This window comes from Stenotrophomonas sp. T8 (genome assembly GCF_051853085.1).
In the GTDB taxonomy this organism is placed as follows: Bacteria; Pseudomonadota; Gammaproteobacteria; order Xanthomonadales; family Xanthomonadaceae; genus Stenotrophomonas; species Stenotrophomonas sepilia.
The window spans coordinates 2,706,638-2,725,385 of the sequence record NZ_CP195329.1 but is presented as its reverse complement, the minus strand read 5'-3'; the positions used below and the strand labels follow the sequence as shown (position 1 = coordinate 2,725,385).

General features: G+C 66.4%; 17 protein-coding genes and 1 tRNA gene. 15 read left to right on the top strand and 3 right to left on the bottom strand.

The features are described 5' to 3' along the window. From trpA to glmM, 3 genes are all read left to right on the top strand, one after another. Positions 1–810, top strand: a complete 810-nt coding sequence (gene trpA / locus ACSDHM_RS12845) for a tryptophan synthase subunit alpha (protein ID WP_227836935.1) — start codon at positions 1–3, stop codon at positions 808–810. Positions 811–1,025: 215 nt separating this feature from the next. After that, the gene (accD, locus tag ACSDHM_RS12840) at positions 1,026–1,901 is read left to right on the top strand and encodes an acetyl-CoA carboxylase, carboxyltransferase subunit beta (protein WP_005417947.1); all 876 of its coding nucleotides are present in this window, start codon (positions 1,026–1,028) and stop codon (positions 1,899–1,901) included. Beyond that, positions 1,901–3,262, top strand: a complete 1,362-nt coding sequence (gene glmM, locus ACSDHM_RS12835) for a phosphoglucosamine mutase (protein ID WP_072168494.1) — start codon at positions 1,901–1,903, stop codon at positions 3,260–3,262. Before accD ends, glmM begins: the two co-directional genes overlap by 1 nt. Positions 3,263–3,343: 81 nt before the next feature. Here the strand turns inward: glmM and ACSDHM_RS12830 are convergent, their stop codons facing one another. From ACSDHM_RS12830 to ACSDHM_RS12820, 3 genes are read right to left on the bottom strand one after another with little or no spacing between them, the layout of a single operon-like run. Next, a complete protein-coding gene (locus tag ACSDHM_RS12830; RefSeq protein WP_061480014.1) occupies positions 3,344–4,201 on the bottom strand; it encodes a polysaccharide deacetylase family protein in 858 nt (285 codons plus the stop codon). After that, a complete protein-coding gene (locus tag ACSDHM_RS12825) occupies positions 4,194–5,339 on the bottom strand; it encodes a glycosyltransferase family 4 protein (protein ID WP_227836936.1) in 1,146 nt (381 codons plus the stop codon). Before ACSDHM_RS12825 ends, ACSDHM_RS12830 begins: the two co-directional genes overlap by 8 nt. A 20-nt stretch (positions 5,340–5,359) precedes the next feature. Next, entirely contained in the window at positions 5,360–7,237 is a 1,878-nt protein-coding gene (locus tag ACSDHM_RS12820; protein ID WP_072168492.1) for a DUF3413 domain-containing protein, read from the bottom strand. A gap of 150 nt (positions 7,238–7,387) precedes the next feature. Here ACSDHM_RS12820 and ACSDHM_RS12815 point away from each other — a divergent pair, with 150 nt between their 5' ends. The 12 genes from ACSDHM_RS12815 to nuoH all read left to right on the top strand — a co-directional run bounded on the left by ACSDHM_RS12815 (position 7,388) and on the right by nuoH (position 18,746). Continuing rightward, on the top strand, positions 7,388–8,365 hold the full coding sequence (locus ACSDHM_RS12815; protein ID WP_049414703.1) for an isopenicillin N synthase family dioxygenase: 978 nt from the start codon (positions 7,388–7,390) through the stop codon (positions 8,363–8,365). Between the two features lie 628 nt (positions 8,366–8,993). Next, positions 8,994–9,749: a triose-phosphate isomerase gene (gene tpiA / locus ACSDHM_RS12810; RefSeq protein ID WP_072168490.1), complete on the top strand. Its 756-nt coding sequence runs from the start codon at positions 8,994–8,996 to the stop codon at positions 9,747–9,749. A 31-nt stretch (positions 9,750–9,780) separates the two neighbouring features. Beyond that, positions 9,781–10,218: a preprotein translocase subunit SecG gene (secG, locus tag ACSDHM_RS12805; RefSeq protein WP_049415231.1), complete on the top strand. Its 438-nt coding sequence runs from the start codon at positions 9,781–9,783 to the stop codon at positions 10,216–10,218. A 51-nt stretch (positions 10,219–10,269) separates the two neighbouring features. Further along, positions 10,270–10,354 (top strand) — tRNA-Leu (locus ACSDHM_RS12800). 111 nt (positions 10,355–10,465) lie between these two features. Further along, a complete protein-coding gene (locus ACSDHM_RS12795; protein WP_005417937.1) occupies positions 10,466–10,822 on the top strand; it encodes an NADH-quinone oxidoreductase subunit A in 357 nt (118 codons plus the stop codon). Beyond that, positions 10,813–11,367: a NuoB/complex I 20 kDa subunit family protein gene (locus tag ACSDHM_RS12790; protein WP_005417936.1), complete on the top strand. Its 555-nt coding sequence runs from the start codon at positions 10,813–10,815 to the stop codon at positions 11,365–11,367. The genes ACSDHM_RS12795 and ACSDHM_RS12790 overlap by 10 nt, the downstream gene beginning before the upstream one ends. A gap of 33 nt (positions 11,368–11,400) precedes the next feature. Continuing rightward, a complete protein-coding gene (locus tag ACSDHM_RS12785; protein WP_010486428.1) occupies positions 11,401–12,150 on the top strand; it encodes an NADH-quinone oxidoreductase subunit C in 750 nt (249 codons plus the stop codon). Beyond that, positions 12,147–13,454 carry an NADH-quinone oxidoreductase subunit D gene (locus ACSDHM_RS12780; protein ID WP_005417935.1) on the top strand — a complete coding sequence of 436 codons (1,308 nt, stop codon included), beginning with the start codon at positions 12,147–12,149 and terminating at the stop codon, positions 13,452–13,454. Before ACSDHM_RS12785 ends, ACSDHM_RS12780 begins: the two co-directional genes overlap by 4 nt. 97 nt (positions 13,455–13,551) lie before the next feature. Next, positions 13,552–14,079 carry an NADH-quinone oxidoreductase subunit NuoE gene (gene nuoE / locus ACSDHM_RS12775; protein ID WP_005410460.1) on the top strand — a complete coding sequence of 176 codons (528 nt, stop codon included), beginning with the start codon at positions 13,552–13,554 and terminating at the stop codon, positions 14,077–14,079. A gap of 4 nt (positions 14,080–14,083) precedes the next feature. After that, complete coding sequence (gene nuoF, locus ACSDHM_RS12770; RefSeq protein WP_005417934.1) at positions 14,084–15,424, top strand: NADH-quinone oxidoreductase subunit NuoF; 1,341 nt, start codon at positions 14,084–14,086, stop codon at positions 15,422–15,424. Then, positions 15,421–17,655 (top strand): NADH-quinone oxidoreductase subunit NuoG, encoded by a 2,235-nt coding sequence (gene nuoG, locus ACSDHM_RS12765; RefSeq protein WP_439426312.1) that lies wholly within the window; start codon positions 15,421–15,423, stop codon positions 17,653–17,655. The genes nuoF and nuoG overlap by 4 nt, the downstream gene beginning before the upstream one ends. Further along, positions 17,652–18,746, top strand: coding sequence for an NADH-quinone oxidoreductase subunit NuoH (gene nuoH / locus ACSDHM_RS12760; RefSeq protein WP_072168488.1), 1,095 nt, complete (start codon positions 17,652–17,654; stop codon positions 18,744–18,746). The genes nuoG and nuoH overlap by 4 nt, the downstream gene beginning before the upstream one ends. Positions 18,747–18,748 lie beyond the last annotated feature (2 nt).

Below are 18,748 nucleotides of genomic sequence, written 5' to 3'. Positions count from 1 at the left end.
ATGCCCGTATCCCGACTCGATGCCTGTTTCCTGCGTCTGCGCGAACAGCAGCGCAAGGCGCTGATTCCCTTCGTCACCGCCGGTGATCCCTCGCTGGAGGCGACCGTGCCGGTCATGCACGCACTGGTCGAGGCCGGCGCCGACGTGATCGAACTGGGCGTGCCGTTTTCCGACCCGATGGCCGATGGCCCGACCATCCAGCGCAGCTCCGAGCGCGCGCTGGCACGCGGCGCCGGCAGCCGCTACGTCCTGCAGGCCGTGGCGCAGTTCCGCGAACGCGATGCGCAGACCCCCGTGGTGCTGATGGGCTACCTCAACCCGGTGGAGATCCATGGCTACGCGGCCTTCGCCAAGGCCGCCGTCGACGCCGGCGTGGACGGCGTGCTGCTGGTCGACCTGCCGCCGGAAGAAGCGGGCGATGCCCAGCAGGCGTTCGACGCAGCCGGCCTTGCACTGGTCCTGCTGGCGTCGCCGACCACCAGCGAGGCGCGAGCCGACAAGCTGCTGGCGCTGGCCCGTGGCTATCTCTACTACGTCAGCTTTGCCGGTGTCACCGGCGCGTCCGAGCGCCTGGACAGCGATGCCGCCGGTACCCGCCTGCAGGCGTTGCGCGCGCGCGCATCGGTGCCGGTGGTGGCGGGCTTCGGTATCAAGGATGCCGCCAGTGCCGCGGCCATGGCCCGCCAGGCCGATGGCGTGGTGGTCGGAAGCGCGCTGGTGGCGGCGCTGGCGGAAGCGGGCTCGGCGGAAGACGCGGTGCAGCGCGCCCGGGCCTTCCTCGCCCCGCTGCGGCAGGCGCTGGACGCGTAACAGGACTGCCGGCCGCTGGCCGGCGTCCTCCTGATGGCTGGCGTGCAAAGGCTGCCGGCCGGCGGCGGGCACCGTCCAGCACCTAAACGTACGTCCCAGCATGGTTTTTTCCCGCTGCCCCGCGGCTGGCAAGGGGGTGCACGGGCGGGGAAAGCGGAGCTAGACTGTCCGCCTTTGCGGCCCCAGGGCCGCCCTGAACGGAAGTGTCCTCCCGCATGAGTTGGCTCAGCAAGTTGATGCCGTCCGGCATCCGCACCGACAACACCCCCAGCAAGAAGCGCAGTGTCCCCGAGGGCCTGTGGGAAAAGTGCAGCAACTGCGGCAGCGCGTTGTACCGTCCGGAACTGGAAGAGAACCTGGAAGTCTGCCCGAAGTGCGGCCATCACATGGCGATCCGCGCGCGCGCGCGCCTGGCCGCCCTGTTCGACGCCGACAGCACCACCGAGATCGGTGCGCGCCTGGGGCCGACCGACCTGCTCAAGTTCAAGGACCAGAAGAAGTACAGCGAGCGCATCAAGATCGCGCAGAAGAATACCGGCGAGTACGACGCGCTGATCGCCATGCGCGGCCTGCTCAAGGGCCGTGCGCTGGTGGCATCGTCTTTCGACTTCGCCTTCATGGGCGGCTCGATGGGCTCGGTGGTCGGCGAGCGTTTCGCACTGGCCGCAGAAACCGCAGTCGAGATCGGGGCGCCCTACGTGTGCTTCTCGCAGAGCGGTGGCGCCCGCATGCAGGAAGGCCTGTTCTCGCTGATGCAGATGGCCAAGACCTCGGCCGCGCTGGGCAAGCTGCGTGAAGCCGGGCTGCCGTACATCTCGGTGCTGACCCATCCGACCACCGGGGGTGTCTCTGCCTCCTTTGCGATGCTGGGCGACATCAACATCGCCGAACCGCAGGCGCTGATCGGCTTCGCCGGCCCGCGCGTGATCGAGCAGACCGTGCGCGAGAAACTGCCGGAAGGCTTCCAGCGCTCGGAGTTCCTGCTCGAACATGGTGCCATCGACCAGATCTGCGATCGCCGCGAGCTGCGCGACCGCCTGTCCGACCTGCTGGCGATGCTGGGCCGTCAGCCGGCGCCGGAGGTGGCTTGATGGGAGGCCGCAAGTACTTTGGTACTGATGGCATCCGTGGCCGGGTCGGCCAGGGCGTGATCTCGGCCGACTTCGTGCTGCGCCTGGGCAACGCCCTGGGCCGTGTCCTGGTCGCCCAGCGCGGCCAGGACGGGCGCCGGCCGATCGTGGTGATCGGCAAGGACACCCGCATTTCCGGCTACATGTTCGAGGCGGCGCTGGAAGCCGGCCTGGTGGCCGCCGGTGCCGACGTGCAGCTGCTGGGGCCGATGCCGACGCCGGCGGTGGCGTTCCTGACCCGTACGCTGGGCGTGGATGCCGGCATCGTCATCAGTGCCTCGCACAACCCGCACTACGACAACGGCATCAAGTTCTTCTCCGCCCAGGGCGAGAAGCTCGACGATGCCACCGAGCTTGCCCTCGAAGCGGCGCTGGACGTTCCGTTCACCACCGTCGAATCAGAGAAGCTGGGCAAGGCGTCGCGTGGCCGCGAGGCGGTCGGCCGCTACATCGAGTTCTGCAAGGCCAGCGTGCCGCGCGCGTTCGACCTGCGTGGCGTACGCCTGGTGCTGGACTGCGCGCACGGCGCCACCTACCAGATCGCACCGCTGCTGTTCCGCGAGCTGGGTGCCGAGGTGATCGGCATTGGCGCCGAGCCAAACGGCGTCAACATCAACGCCGGCGTGGGCTCCACCCATATCGACAATCTCGCGGCCAAGGTCCGCGAAACCCGCGCCGATCTCGGCATTGCCTTCGACGGCGACGGCGACCGCGTGCTGATGGCCGACGACCAGGGCAACCCGGTCGACGGCGACGACCTGCTTTACATCCTGGCCCGGGCATGGAAAGCCGAAGGCCGCCTGCGCGGCCCGGTGGTCGGCACGCTGATGAGCAACTACGGCGTGGAGAAGGCCTTCGCCGATCTGCAGATTCCGTTCGTGCGCAGCAATGTCGGTGATCGCTATGTGCACCAGGCGCTGATCGAAGGCGGTGGGGTGCTCGGCGGCGAAGCCTCCGGCCACCTGCTGTGCCTGGATCGGGCCACCACCGGTGACGGCATCGTCAGTGCGCTGCAGGTGCTGGTGGCGTTGCGCAACAGCGGGCAGACCCTGCGCCAGGCATTGAAGGGGCTGGTGCGGGTGCCGCAGAAGACGGTCAACGTGCGGCTGGGCAATGTCTCGGCCAAGGCCACCGTGCAGGCCGACAGCGTGCAGGCCGCGCTGGCCGTCGCGCAGCAGTCAGTGGCCGGCCGTGGCCGTGCGTTCCTGCGCCCGTCCGGTACCGAGCCGGTGGTGCGTGTCACGGTCGAGGCCGATGATGCAACGCTGATGCAGGACACGCTGGACCGCCTGTCTGCAGCGGTCCGTGAAGCCGCCGCCTGAGGCAGCTGTGCATTTGCCCAAACAGAAACGCCCCGCAATGCCGGGGCGTTTTTTCGTTCGGGCGGCAAGGCTGCGCGAGGCTCACGGCCCCGGCACCATCTTCTTCTGCCGCGCCTTGAAGCCATTGAACAGCGGCGCGATCAGGGGGGTGTAGCTCTGGGCGATGCGCTTGCGCAACCAGCTCGCCGGGCGGTTGCGGATCGCGAAGCGGTAGATGCGTTCCGGATCGCCGCCGACCACATTACGGCCGAACGGGTGGGTGGTGTGCAGGTAGCGGAAGCCGTGCTCGCGTGCCACCTCGATGTGGTCCTGGTCGAAATCGCCGTAAGGCCAGCACAGCGTATCGGACACCTCGCCGAGCTTGTCCCGCAGGACTTCGCGCGAGACTGCCAGGTCGTGGCTCAGGCCCGCACGGCGCTGTGCGCGGTCCAGGTCGTCGCGGCGCAGCCAGCGGGTGTGGGTATGGGTGTGGCAATGCACTTCGAAGGTGCCGGCGGCGATGGCCGCGCGCGCTTCGCTCCAGCGCATCATCACGTCGTCGCTGCGGTTCTGCTCGTAGATGGCCGCTTCGCAACCGCGGTGGTCCGGCGTGGCAGGCAGCACTGCTCCGGCAAGCCCCGCATGGGGCCGCTCCGGGCCTTCACCCATCCAGCCGGTGACCACGAACACCACTGCGTGCATGCCGTACTTCTGCAGGATCGGGTGCGCATACACCCAGTTGTCCAGGTAGCCATCGTCGAAGGTGATCACGATCGACTTGCGCGGCACCGGCTTGCCGGCCAGGAAGCCGGCGTACTGGTCCAGTGTCAGCGAAGTCCAGCCGTTGCCGGCCAACCAGGCGATCTGGCTTTCGAAATTCTCCGGTGACACGGTGATCATGCCCGGCGACGGACTGACGTGGTGGTGCATGAGCACCGGTACGGTTCGGGCATCAGCCATGTCCCAGCTCCTTCAGCCACTGGCGGTAGTAGTGTTCGGTGGTCTCACCGTGGCCATCGGGGGTGAACCGGTGCGCGCTGTGCATCCAGTCCCACCCGGCGCGGCCCATCTGCCGCCGCCGTTCCGGATCTTCCACCAGCAGGCGCAGTGCGCCTGTCAGGGCTGCATTGTCGCCCAATCGGGTGAGGATCGCATTGCTGCCATCGACCACCATCTCCGGCACGCCACCTACGCGCGTGGCCACGATCGGTACCCCGACATAGGCAGCCTCCAGCAACACGGTACCGGCCGCTTCCTTGTGCGAAGCCAGCGCGAAGATGTCGAAGCCGGCCATCAGCCGGCACGCGCCGTCACGATAGCCGAGCAGGTGGACCTGTTGCTGCAGCCCATGCTCGTCGCGCAGCGCCTGCAGCCGATCCATGACCGGCTGGCCATCGCCGATCACCACCAGGTGCAGGTTCGGATGCGTCCTGCACAGCGGCACCATCGCCTGCAGGAGGTCGGCATGCCCCTTGGGTCCGCGCAGCACCGCCACGCAACCGACCACGATGTCCTGCTCGCTGAAACCGAGCTCGGCGCGCACCTCCGCGCGCACCTCCTGCAGGCATTGCCAGGGATCGGCCTTGCGGATCTCGCTCCAGCGCGGCGGGACTGCAATTGGCGGCACGATACCGATGTGCTCGGCCGGAATGCCGCGCTCGGTCAGCAGCTGCTTGACGAAGCTGCTGACGGTCATCACCCGGTGCGGCAGGCCGGTATAGGTCAGCAGCGAGTTGACCGGGCTCATCAGGTGGCGCGAGCGTATTACCAGCGGTGTGCCGCCCAGGCGTGCACCGGCGGCGGCGATCAGCGCGTCACGGCGGCTGGTGGTGTTGACCACGTCGTAGCGCTCGCGACGCACCAGGCGCGAGACCGACCAGATGCCGCGCAGCAGGCGCAGCAGGCCCCCCATGCGCAGGGTGTACACGGTGAAACCGTCGTCGCGTGCCAGCTTGGCCAGGCGCGCTTCGGGCTGGCACAGCAGCGCCACCTCATGGCCACGCGCGCGCATCACCTGCATGTGGCGGAAGATGTAGATCTCCTGTCCGCCCATTCCCTTGGCGGCTTCGGTGTGCAGGATGCGCAGCGGACGGTTCATGCGGGATCGATCCTTGAAGGTCAACGATTGCGGAAGCGGGTCAACGCTTCCCATGCAGTGCGTACGGCAGCCGCATCAGGGGCCTGCTGGGGCAGCGGGAGGTAGTGCCGGTCCAGCGCTGTGGCGTTGCCGAACTTGTCGAACACGTAGATCGCGTCGCCATGGCGTATCGCGCGCTGCGACCAGCTTTCGACCACCAGGGCACGCGGGCCCTGCGGTTCGGCCAGCAGGTCCTGGCCGGTGCTGTAATCGCTCAGCGCGTTCTCGCAGCCCAGCGCATGGCGCATCAGTGTCGGTACCCAGTCTTCGTGCGAGCTGGTGCGGGCGTCGCGGCCAGCGGCCCTGCCTGGCCAATGCAGCACGAACGGGACCTGCAGCTGGTAGTCGGAGAAGTTGCCGTTGTGGCCCCAATAGTTCAGCTTGAGGTCGTTGAACTCTTCGGCATGGTCGCCGGTGACCAGCACGATGGTGTCCTCGGCCAGGCCCTGTGCGCGCAGGTCGTCCAGCAGCGAGCCGATCAGGCTGTCTGCGTAGTGCACGGCGGTGCGGTAGCGGTTGAGTTCCGGCGTCGGGTCATGCTCCGGGCCGAATTTGAGGAAGTCGATGTCCGCAGCCATCGGCGTCGCCACGGGCGGGTAACCATCGGGCATGTGGTACGGCGCGTGGGTGGAGTCGAGGAACACGAAGCCAAACCACGGGCGCTGCGCCGCCTGGCTGGCGCGGATGTCCTGCTGCAGTGCACTGATGATCGCGCGGTCGCGGCCGTCGGACTTCAGTGCCGATGGCCCCTGGTGCAGCTGGTCGCGCACATCGGCGAATGCCGTGCGATCGAATTCCGGGCTGTACAACGGCGCACTGCCGTACAGGTGCAGGTCGTAGCCCTGCTGGCCCAGCACCTGGAACAGCTGCGAGCCGCGCTGCTCGTCGAGCATGCTTGGCCAGTAACCACCGGGCAGGCCGTACAGCAGCCCGAACAGGCCGTAGCGGGTGGCATTGCCGGTGCTGAAGTGCTGGTCGAACACGCGCGCGTCCTGCGCCAGCGCCGACGTGTTGGGCATCAGCTGCGGTGTCAGCACGTCCTGGCGCAGCGATTCCAGCACCACCATCAGCACATTGGGACGATGCGGGTTCTGGCACCGCAGCGGGTGCAGTGGGTACTGCAGCTGCGCATGGCGCGGGTCGGGCAGGCCGGCCTGCTGCTGGCTGACCACGCCCAGGCGCCGCATGAAGCTCTTGGCGGTGATCGGTTGCGCCCACGGCAGGTAGTTCCACTGCGCGATCACATCGCGGTCGCCGCGGGCGTCGTAGTAGGCGGTGGCCACCTGGCCGCCGGCCATCAGAAGCGCGACCGCTGCCCACGCCTGCAGCACCCGTCGCCGGCGCGGCACTGCCGGCAGCAGCTTCCAGCACGCCCAGGCCAGCAGGCCTTCGGCGGCGAAGACCGCGGCGACCAGCAGCGCGACCTGCAGCCAGGTCTTCCAGGACAGGGCGACCTGGTCCTGCAGGGCGCCGCCGAACACCATGTTCACGACCATGGCGTTGAGGTGGAAGCGGTACAGGGTGAACACCTTGGCGTCGACCAGCAGCAGGCACAGCCACAGGCCCTGCAGGAGAACGGCGCTGATGCTCAGCGTACGGGCAGTGCGTGGCCACAGCCCCAGCAGCAACGGCAGCAGGCCGGCCAGCGCGCCGAACGCGAGCAGGTGGCCGGGCAGGGCGATCGCGAGGTAGGCCAGGCCCGCGCTGCCGCCTGGATTGTCCCGCAGCGGCACGTTGCCCAGTGCGATCGCCGCAGCCAGGACCGCATTGCCGGCGACGAACAGCGACCACCAGGCCAGCCGGCGCCAACGCCGGGTGAAGCCTTCAAGGGCGAGTGCGGCAGGGGCGGCTGCAGACATGGCGAAGCGGATTCAGGGAGCGGGGAAAAGGTCGGGCCCCACGTGACGGAAGCGTTAATCCGCGCGCGGGTCGCGCATTGTATCGGTTTGTTTCTTCGTATCGAGTGGCGTCCCCCGGGCGATCTGTCACAATGTTCAGGCGGGCCATGAATGCGCTGGCCCCCCAGACCCAATGACAAGCCAGGAACCGCTGTGAGCCAGATCCCCACCCTCGACATCACCCGTTTCGACAGCGACCGCGAGGCCTTCGTGGCCGAGCTGGGCGCGGCCTATCGCCAATGGGGATTCGCGGGCATCCGCAACCACGGCATCCCGCAGGCCGACATCGACGCGGCCTACGATGCCTTCAAGGCCTTCTTCGCCCTGCCGGAAGAGGTCAAGCGCAAGTACCACGTGCCTGGCAGCGGCGGGGCCCGCGGCTATACCCCCTTCGGCGTGGAGACCGCCAAGGGCTCCAAGCACTTCGACCTGAAGGAGTTCTGGCACATCGGCCGCGAGATCGCCGACGACTCCAAGTACCGTGACGTGATGGCGCCGAACCTGTGGCCGACCGAAGTAGAGGGCTTCCGCGAGCGGGGGTACGGCCTGTACCAGGCGCTGGACAACCTGGGGTCGCGCGTGCTGTCGGCGCTCGCCCTGCACATCGGCCTGCCGGAGAATTTCTTCGCCGACAAGACCAACTTCGGCAATTCGATCCTGCGCCCGATCCACTACCCGCCGATCACCACCGACGACATCCCGAACGTTCGTGCCGGTGCTCATGGCGACATCAACTTCATCACCTTGCTGGTGGGTGCCAGTGCCGCGGGCCTGGAAGTGCAGTCGCACGACGGCGAGTGGGTGCCGTTCACCTCGGACGCGGACACCATCGTGGTCAACATCGGCGACATGCTGCAGCGCCTGACCAACCATGTGTATCCGTCGACCATCCACCGCGTGGTCAATCCTCCGGGCGAGCTGGCGCGCCAGCCGCGCTACTCGGTGCCGTTCTTCCTGCACCCGAACCCGGACTTCCTGATCGACGTGCTGCCCTCGTGCATCACCCCGGAGAACCCGAGCCGGTACCCGGAGCCGATCACCGCCCACGGCTTCCTCGAGGAGCGCCTGCGCGAGATCAAGCTGAAGTAAAGAGAAGTGAGGCCGCCGAAAGGCGGCCTTGTTTTTTGCAGGGTCGCACCCTGCGCCCGCGGTAGTGCCGGCCGCTGGCCAGCAAGCCCAAAGCCAAAGCGGCTCTGGATTCGTGCCGGTTGAGCGGGGCGGCGTGGGTTGGCAGGACACGCCGTGAACCCGTCCATGGGGGCTCGATGGCGCCATCCATGGCGCCAACGGTCCTGCCAACCCACACCGCCCCACCCCCGACAGTTTCCCGGTGACGGTGGGTAAATCCCGATTCTCGGTAGGTGTCGACCTTGGTCGACACGGTAGATCCACGCCATGCGTGGATGAGATCTGTCAGATCGAAGTGGGGCAGGGCACCCGGAATGCCGCTTTTGCTCTTGCTCTTCTTTTTTCTTTCCGTGGCGGGCGGAACCGTCGGAATGTGTCAGAGGCCGGGCGGGCGGGGATGACGGGGGTGTTCGCGGCATCCATGCCGCGGCCAAGCCCCAGATCCAGCCGGGCTCTCCGCGACCAACCCGACCCCCGCCACGAGGGGCTGCGCCGTTGGCTGAAAATCCATGTAACCGCTTACACGGAAACGGATTTTTGCCGTAGCGGGTATCATGACCGGCTGACTTCACACAGGAGCCACCCGCTCATGCGCCGCAAGATCGTCGCCGGAAACTGGAAGCTGCACGGCAGCCGTCAATTCGCCAATGAACTGCTGGAGCAGGTGGCCGCCGGGCTGCCGCTGGAGGGCGTGGACGTGGTGATCCTGCCGCCGCTGCCGTACCTGGGCGAGCTGGTCGAGGACTTCGGCGCGACCGGCCTGGCCTTTGGTGCACAGGACGTCAGCAGCAACGAGAAGGGCGCCTACACCGGCGAGGTCTGCGCAGCCATGCTGGTCGAGGTCGGGGCCCGCTATGGCCTGGTCGGCCACTCCGAACGCCGCCAGTACCACCATGAAAGCAGCGAGCTGGTCGCGCGCAAGTTCGCCGCCGCCCAGCATGCTGGCCTGGTCCCGGTGCTGTGCGTGGGCGAGACCCTGGAACAGCGGGAGGCCGGGCAGACCGAAACGGTCATCGCCAGCCAGCTGGCGCCGGTACTGGAACTGGCCGGTGCGGCCGGTTTCGCCAGCGCCGTGGTCGCCTACGAGCCGGTCTGGGCCATCGGCACCGGCCGTACCGCCAGCAAGGAGCAGGCGCAGCAGGTGCACGCGTTCATCCGTGGCGAAGTCGCGCGTATCGATGCTAGAATCGCCGATTCACTGCCCATTGTTTACGGCGGTAGCGTGAAGCCCGACAATGCCGGGGAACTGTTCGCGCAGCCGGATGTCGATGGTGGGCTGGTCGGCGGCGCCTCCCTGGTGGCCGCGGACTTCCTGGCCATCGCACGGGCGGCGGCCGCGAACTAATCCTAGAAGTATTGTCCGAGGGCGGTTTCCAATGCTGATGTTGATCCTCAATGTCGTCTACGTGCTGGTCGCTGTGGCCATGATCGCGCTGATCCTGATGCAGCGTGGCTCGGGTGCGGCGGCAGGTTCGGGCTTTGGTGCCGGTGCCTCGGGCACGGTGTTCGGTGCGCGTGGCGCCTCGAACTTCCTGTCCAAGTCGACCAAGTGGCTGGCTGTCGTGTTCTTTGGCATCAGCCTCTTCATGGCCTGGTATGCCGGTCACGGCACCCGTCCGGCGGCCGACCAGGATCTGGGTCTGATGTCCGCCCCGGCAGCGACCGCTCCGGCGGCGCCGGCGGGCGAGCTGCCGGCCGTCCCGAAGGCCGATGCGGTCCCGGCAGCCCCGGTTCCGGCCGCCAATGTGCCGGCTCAGGCGGAATCTTCGGTTTCTGGTGAAGAAAAGCCTTCGGAAGGCTCCCAGAAAGACTGAAGCCGGTTACAATACGCGGCGCATCGGAAAGATAGTCTGATGTGATCGTTTGCCCAGGTGGCGGAATTGGTAGACGCACTACCTTGAGGTGGTAGCGACGCAAGTCGTAGGGGTTCGAGTCCCCTCTTGGGCACCATTTGTAAGTAAAGCGGGTTCGTCTGGCGCGCAAGGCGCCAGGCAGGTTCCCGTCCACTCCCCCATGCCAAAGCGCCTGCAGGCGCAGCGGCAGAGGCAAGAGAGAATCGCTGTGCTGGCCGAATATTTGCCGTCTCTGCTGTTTCTGATCGTTGCCACCGGTATCGGCGTTACGCTGATGCTGGTTGGTCGATTCCTCGGTCCCCGCCGCCCCGATCTGGAAAAGCTGTCGCCGTATGAGTGCGGCTTCGAAGCCTTCGAAGACGCGCGCATGAAGTTCGACGTGCGCTACTACCTGATCGCGATCCAGTTCATCGTCTTCGACCTGGAAATCATCTTCATCGTGCCGTGGACCCAGGTCTTCATGGAACTGGGCGCCCGTTCGCTGGTCACCATGGGCCTGTTCGTCGGCATGCTGTTCCTCGGTTTCATTTACGTCTGGAAGAAGGGAGCGCTGGAATGGGAGTGATTCAGACTCTCGATGGCCTCATGAACAATCCGTCGCCGGAAGGCCGGGTTGATGACATCCTGCGGCCGGAAGGCGACAACCCGCTGCTGGAAAAGGGCTTCGTCACCACCAGCGTCGACGCACTGCTGAACTGGGCGCGCACCGGCTCGATGTGGCCGATGACCTTCGGCCTGGCCTGCTGCGCCGTCGAGATGATGCACGCCGGCGCCGCGCGCCTGGACCTGGATCGCTACGGCGTGGTGTTCCGCCCGTCGCCGCGTCAGTCCGACGTGATGATCGTGGCCGGTACCCTGGTCAACAAGATGGCCCCGGCGCTGCGCAAGGTCTACGACCAGATGCCGGACCCGAAGTGGGTCATCTCGATGGGTAGCTGCGCCAACGGTGGCGGCTACTACCACTACTCCTATTCTGTGGTGCGCGGCTGTGATCGCGTGGTGCCGGTGGACGTCTACGTCCCGGGCTGCCCGCCGACCGCCGAGGCGCTGGTGTACGGGATCCTGCAGCTGCAGAAGAAGATCTGGCGTACACAGACCATCGCCCGCTGACCCCTTCACCTGACTAGAGCGCGCCAAGCCCCCATGGCAGAGCAAGCATCCTTCATCGACCGACTCTCCGCACGTTTCGCTGGTGCGAAGGTCATCGTGGTCGAACCCCGCGGCGAAGTGACGCTGGAAGTGCCTGCCGCCGAGTGGCACGCCACCGCCCTGGCGCTGCGTGACGAGTTTGGTTTCGAGCAGGCCGTGGATCTGTGCGGCGTCGACTACCTCGGTTATGGCTCCGACGAATGGGACACCGCCGATGTGTCCTCGCAGGGCTTCAGCCGAGGCGTCGAAGGCAAGGCCCAGGGCCGCTTCGCGTGGGGCGAGTTCCCCACCGAGGAAAACGGTGCCGACGGTGCCCGCCCGCAGCACATGCCGACCCAGCGCTTCGCCGTGGTCGCGCAGCTGCGTTCCTACCAGCACAACCTGATGATGCACCTGCGCTGCTTCGCTCCTGACGAAGCGCTGCCGGTGGTGTCCTCGCTGACCAGTATCTGGCCGGGCCTGAACTGGTTCGAGCGCGAGGCGTTCGACCTGTACGGCGTGATCTTCGAAGGCCACCCGGACCTGCGCCGGATCCTGACCGACTACGGTTTCGTCGGCCATCCGTTCCGCAAGGACTTCCCGCTGATCGGCAATGTCGAAGTCCGCTACGACGAAGAGAAGAAGCGCGTGATCTACGAACCGGTCACCTCGGTGGAGCCGCGTGTCGGCGTGCCGCGCGTGATCCGCGACGACGCCCGTCTGCAGACCGCAGAAGGTGAGCGCGCGCAGGAGGCAGTGAAGTGAGCCACGTACACCAGGCCGGCGAAGCATTCGCCAGCAACGCCGCCGAGAGCCGGCAGGAAATCCGCAACTACACCATGAACTTCGGCCCGCAGCATCCGGCCGCTCACGGTGTGCTGCGCCTGATCCTGGAAATGGACGGTGAAACCATCATGCGCGCCGACCCGCACGTGGGTCTGCTGCACCGTGGTACCGAAAAGCTGGCCGAGTCCAAGCCGTTCAACCAGTCGATCGGCTACATGGATCGACTGGACTACGTGTCGATGATGTGCAACGAGCACGCCTACGTACGCGCGATCGAGACCCTGATGGGCATCGAGGCGCCGGAGCGTGCCCAGTACATCCGCACCATGTACGATGAAATCACCCGCATCCTCAACCACCTGATGTGGCTGGGCTCCAACGCGCTCGACCTGGGCGCGATGGCGGTGATGCTGTACGCCTTCCGCGAACGCGAAGAGCTGATGGACTGCTACGAAGCGGTTTCCGGCGCGCGCATGCACGCGGCGTACTACCGTCCGGGCGGTGTCTACCGCGACCTGCCGGACCACATGCCGAAGTACAAGGAATCGCGCTGGCACAAGGGCAAGGCGCTGAAGCAGCTCAATGCTTCGCGCGAGGGTTCGCTGCTGGACTTCCTGGAGAACTTCACCGTCGAGTTCCCCAAGCGCATCGACGAATACGAAACCCTGCTGACCGACAACCGCATCTGGAAGCAGCGTACCGTCGGCATCGGCGTGGTCACTCCCGAACTGGCCCACCAGTGGGGCATGACCGGCGTGATGCTGCGCGGTTCGGGCATTGCCTGGGACCTGCGCAAGAAGCGTCCGTACGCCAAGTACGATGCCGTCGATTTCGACATCCCGCTGGGCAAGGAAGGCGACTGCTACGACCGCTATCTGGTCCGCGTTGCCGAAATGCGCGAATCCAACCGCATCATCAAGCAGTGCGTGGCGTGGCTGAAGGCCAACCCGGGCCCGGTGATGGTGAAGAACTTCAAGGTCGCTCCGCCCAGGCGCGAGGACATGAAGGACGACATGGAAGCGCTGATCCACCACTTCAAGCTGTTCAGCGAAGGCTACTGCGTGCCGGCCGGCGAGACCTACTCGGCGGTGGAAGCCCCGAAGGGCGAATTCGGCTGCTACCTGGTCTCCGATGGCGCCAACAAGCCGTTCCGCGTGCACCTGCGTGCGCCGGGCTTCGCCCACCTGTCCTCGATCGATTCGGTCGTGCGCGGCCACATGCTGGCTGACGTGGTGGCGATGATCGGCACCTACGACCTGGTGTTCGGCGAGGTTGACCGGTAATGCCGTCCGCCACGCCAACGCCCGCTGCAGGCAGCCGGCGCAAGCCGGCGCCGCAGTTTCTGGAATTTCACGTTATGCATTTCGCTGAGGTCGGCCGATGAAGGCGACAGGTAATTTCGAGGCGGCGCGCGACGTCGACCCGATGGTGGTGCTGAGCGACAAGACCCGCGCTCACATCGATCACTGGCTGTCCAAGTTCCCGCCGGACCGCAAGCGCTCTGCCGTGCTGCAGGGCCTGCATGCGGCCCAGGAGCAGAACCAGGGCTGGCTGACCGACGAACTGATCGCCGGCGTGGCCAAGTACCTGGACCTGCCACCGGTGTGGGCCTACGAGGTCGCCAGCTTCTACTCGATGTTCGAGACCGAGAAGGTGGGCCGCAACAACGTGGCCATCTGCACCAACATCAGCTGCTGGCTCAATGGCGCCGAGGACATCGTGCGCCATTGCGAGAAGAAGCTGGGCATCAAGCACGGTGAATCGACCCCTGACGGCCGCGTCTACCTCAAGCGCGAGGAAGAGTGCCTGGCCGGCTGCGGTGGCGCGCCGATGATGGTCATCAACGGTCACTACCATGAGCGTCTGACCCTGGAAAAGGTCGACGAGCTGCTGGACGGGCTGGAGTAAGGGCATGGCACATCACCACGAATCCAAGGGTCCGGTCGGCCCCGCGCCGCTGCCGCACCAGGTGGTCTATACCACCCTGCATTACGACACCCCGTGGTCGTACGAAAGCTACCTGAAGACCGGTGGCTACGCTGCCCTGCGCAAGATCCTCGAAGAGAAGATCCCGCCGGAGCAGGTCATCGAGATGGTCAAGGCCTCGGGCCTGCGCGGCCGCGGTGGCGCCGGCTTCCCGACCGGCCTGAAGTGGTCGTTCATGCCCAAGGGCAACATGCAGAAGTACATCCTCTGCAACTCGGACGAATCCGAGCCGGGCACCTGCAAGGATCGCGACATCCTGCGCTACAACCCGCATTCGGTCGTGGAAGGCATGGCGATCGCCTGCTACGCCACCGGTTCGACCGTGGGCTACAACTACCTGCGCGGTGAATTCCACCACGAGCCGTTCGAGCACTTCGAGCAGGCCCTGGCCGACGCCTATGCGAACGGCTGGCTGGGCAAGAACATCCTCGGCAGCGGCGTGGACATCGACATCTACGGCGCGCTGGGCGCCGGCGCGTACATCTGCGGCGAAGAAACCGCGCTGATGGAATCGCTGGAAGGCAAGAAGGGCCAGCCGCGCTACAAGCCGCCGTTCCCGGCCAACTTCGGCCTGTACGGCAAGCCGTCGACGATCAACAACACCGAAACCTACGGTTCGGTGCCGGCGATCATCCGCAACGGCCCGGAGTGGTTCAAGGGCCTGAGCCTGACCGCCAACGGTGGCCCGAAGTGCTTCTCGGTGTCCGGCTGCGTGCAGAACGGCGGCAACTTCGAAGTGCCGCTGGGCACCACCTTCGACGACCTGCTGGAAATGGCCGGTGGCCTGCGTCCGGGCCGCAAGCTCAAGGGCGCGATCCCGGGCGGCGTGTCGATGCCGGTGCTGACCGCGGCCGAGCTGAAGGGCCTGCCGATGGACTACGACACCATCCGTGCGCTGGGCTCCGGCCTGGGCTCGGGTGCGATCGTCGTGCTCGACGACAGCGTCTGCTGCGTCAAGTTCGCCTGCCGCATCAGCCAGTTCTTCCACAAGGAATCCTGCGGCCAGTGCACCCCGTGCCGTGAAGGCACCGGCTGGATGCACCGCGTGCTGGAGCGCATCGTCGCCGGCAAGGCCACGATGGAAGACCTGCACCAGCTGAAGGCAGTGGCCGGGCAGATCGAAGGCCACACCATCTGTGCGTTCGGCGAAGCGGCTGCATGGCCCATCCAGGGCTTCCTGCGCCAGTTCTGGGACGAGTTCGAGTACTACATCGTCAACGGTCATTCGATGGTTGACGGCAAGAAGGTGGAGGCAGCCGCTGCATGAGCGCGCAACCCGTAAATCCGAGCGTCCCACCCGATCACGTCACCATCGAGATCGATGGCAAGTCGCTGGTCGTGCCCAAGGGCTCGATGATCATCCAGGCGGCCGACAAGGCCGGCATTCCGATTCCGCGCTTCTGCTATCACGAGAAGCTGCCGATCGCCGCCAACTGCCGCATGTGCCTGGTGGACGTGGAGAAGTCGCCGAAGCCGGCGCCGGCCTGTGCCACCCCGGTGATGGACGGCATGAAGGTCGCCACCCGCAGCGAAAAGGCGCTGAAGTTCCAGCGCTCGGTGATGGAGTTCCTGCTCATCAACCACCCGCTGGACTGCCCGATCTGTGATCAGGGCGGCGAGTGCGAGCTGCAGGACGTGTCGCTGGGCTATGGCCGTTCGGTCAGCCGCTTCAACGAGCGCAAGCGCGTGGTGCCTGACGAGGACATGGGTCCGCTGGTTGCCACCGAGATGACCCGCTGCATCCAGTGCACCCGCTGCGTCCGCTTCACCGCCGACGTTGCCGGTACCTACGAACTGGGTGGCATGTACCGCGGTGAGAACCTGCAGATCGGTACCTTCGACGGCAAGCCGCTGACCACCGAGCTGTCCGGCAACGTCGTCGACGTCTGCCCGGTCGGCGCGCTGACCAACAAGGTGTTCCAGTTCCGCGCCCGCCCGTGGGAACTGACCGCGCGCGAGTCGCTGGGCTATCACGACGCGATGGGTTCGAACCTGTTCCTGCACGTGCGTCGCGGCGAAGTGCTGCGCACCGTGCCGCGCGACAACGAAGCCGTGAACGAGTGCTGGCTGTCCGACCGTGACCGCTACTCGCACCAGGGCCTGTACAGCGAAGACCGTGCGGTCAAGCCGCTGCGCAAGGTCAACGGCGAGTGGAGGGAAGTGAGCTGGGCCGAAGGCCTGGCCGCGGCCGCCGAAATCCTCAAGGCCAACCAGGGCGACAACCTGGGCTTGCTGGTGCACCCGTCGACCTCGAACGAGGAAGGCGCACTGCTGGCCCGCCTGGCAAAGGGCCTGGGCTCGGGCAACATCGACCACCGCATCAACAACCGCGATTTCTCCGACGCCGCAACCGCCGAAGTGTTCGGCCTGCCGCTGGCCGAGATCGAGGGCGCCGACCGCATCGTGGTCCTGGGCAGCAACATCCGCCACGAACTGCCGCTGCTGCACGCTCGCCTGCGCAAGGCGCAGACCATCAAGGGCGCGAAGATCCACGTCGTCAATCCGGTGGACTTCGACTTCGCCTTCAGTGTCGCCGGCAAGCAGATCGTTGCCCCGTCGAAGTTCGTCGACGCGCTGGCCAACGCCGAGCTGCGTTCGGCAGTGCAGGGCGGCAACAACACCGTGCTGATCGTTGGTGGCATCGCCGAGAACCACCCGCAGGCTGCCGCGATCCGCGCTGCCGCGCGTGACTTCGCTGCCGCTACCGGTGCCAAGCTGTGCCGCATCCCGCAGGGCGCCAACGCCGTTGGCCTGACCCGCGCCGGCGTGCTGCCGGCTGGCAAGGACGTCGCCGCGATGCTGGCGCAGCCGCGCCAGGCCTACGTGGTGTACGGCCTTGAGCCGGGCCTGGACTTCGCCGACGCCCCGGCCGCCCGCAAGGCGCTGGCCGGTGCCCAGGTGGTGGCCTTCAGCCAGTTTGCCTGCGCCTCGACCCGCGACGTTGCCGACGTGATCCTGCCGATCGGTGCGCTGCCGGAAATCGATGCCACCCTGACCAACCTCGATGGTCGCGAGCAGTCGGCCCGTGCCGGCGGCAAGCTGCCGGGCGAGGCCCGCGAAGGCTGGCGCGTGCTGCGCGCACTGGGCGGCGACATGGCCCTGGCCGGTTTCGACTTCACCGACCTGGCCGGCCTGCGTGCCAGCCTGGCCCCGGTGTCGGTCACCGTCGCTGCTTCGGCGCAGCCGGCAGTTGCCGGTGAAGGCCTGGAAGTGGCTTCGACCGCCGCGATCTACCGCACCGATGCGGTGGTCCGTCGCGCGCCGGCACTGCAGTCGCATCCGCTCAACAACGCCCCGCGCATCGTGCTGAACGCAGAAGATGCCGCTCGCCTGCAGCTGCAGGAAGGGCAGATGGCCAAGGTCGGCACCGACGCCGGCAAGGCCACCCTGCCGGTGGTGGTCGACGCCCGCGTCGCTGCGGGTTCGGTCTGGATTGAATCGGGCCACGGCGCGACCGCGCCGCTGGGTGCCGCTCGCGTATCGGTGGTGGCTGCATGAACGAATTGCTGTTGAACGCGGTCGACCCGCTGCACCAGTGGCTGCTGGGCCTCGGTGACATCGGCGCGCTGATCTGGATCATCCTGAAGATCCTGGTGATCGCCGTGCCGGTGATCATCTCGGTGGCCTTCTACGTGGTCTGGGAACGCAAGCTGATCGGCTGGATGCACGTCCGCCACGGCCCGATGTACGTGGGCATGGGCATCTTCCAGGCCTTCGCCGACGTCTTCAAGCTGCTGTTCAAGGAAGTGGTCCAGCCGAGCAGCGCCAACAAGGCGATCTATCTGCTGGCCCCGCTGATCACCCTGGCCCCGGCCTTCGCGGCCTGGTCGGTGGTGCCCTTCGATTCGCAGATCGTGCTGTCCAATGCCAACGCCGGCCTGCTGTACCTGCTGGCGATGACCTCGCTGGGCATCTACGGCATCATCCTGGCCGGTTGGGCATCGAACTCGAAGTACGCGTTCCTGGGTGCCATGCGCGCCTCGGCGCAGATGATCAGCTACGAAATCGCCATGGGCTTCGCCCTGGTCGGTGTGATGATCGCCGCCGGCAGCCTGAACCTGAGCAACATCGTCGCTGCGCAGGCCGGCAGCTCCGGTTTCTTCGACTGGTTCCTGCTGCCGCTGTTCCCGCTGTTCGTCATCTACTGGGTGTCGGGCGTGGCTGAAACCAACCGCGCGCCGTTCGACGTGGTGGAAGGCGAGTCGGAAATCGTTGCCGGCCACATGGTCGAGTACTCCGGCGGCGCCTTCGCCCTGTTCTTCCTGGCCGAATACGCGAACATGATCCTGATCAGCTTCCTGATCTCGATCTTCTTCCTCGGCGGCTGGCTGAGCCCGGTCCAGGGCTGGGTCGATTTCGGCAATGTCTCGCCGCTGGTCGACTGGATCTGGAAGGGCGGTGCACCGTGGTTGTTCGTCAAGGTGTTCTTCTTCGCCAGTGCCTACATCTGGTTCCGTGCCAGCTTCCCGCGCTTCCGCTATGACCAGATCATGCGCCTGGGCTGGAAGGTCTTCATCCCGCTGGCCATTCTGTGGATCGCGGTTACCGCCGTCATGGTGTTCTTCGGCGTGATTCAAAAGGGCGTCTAAGT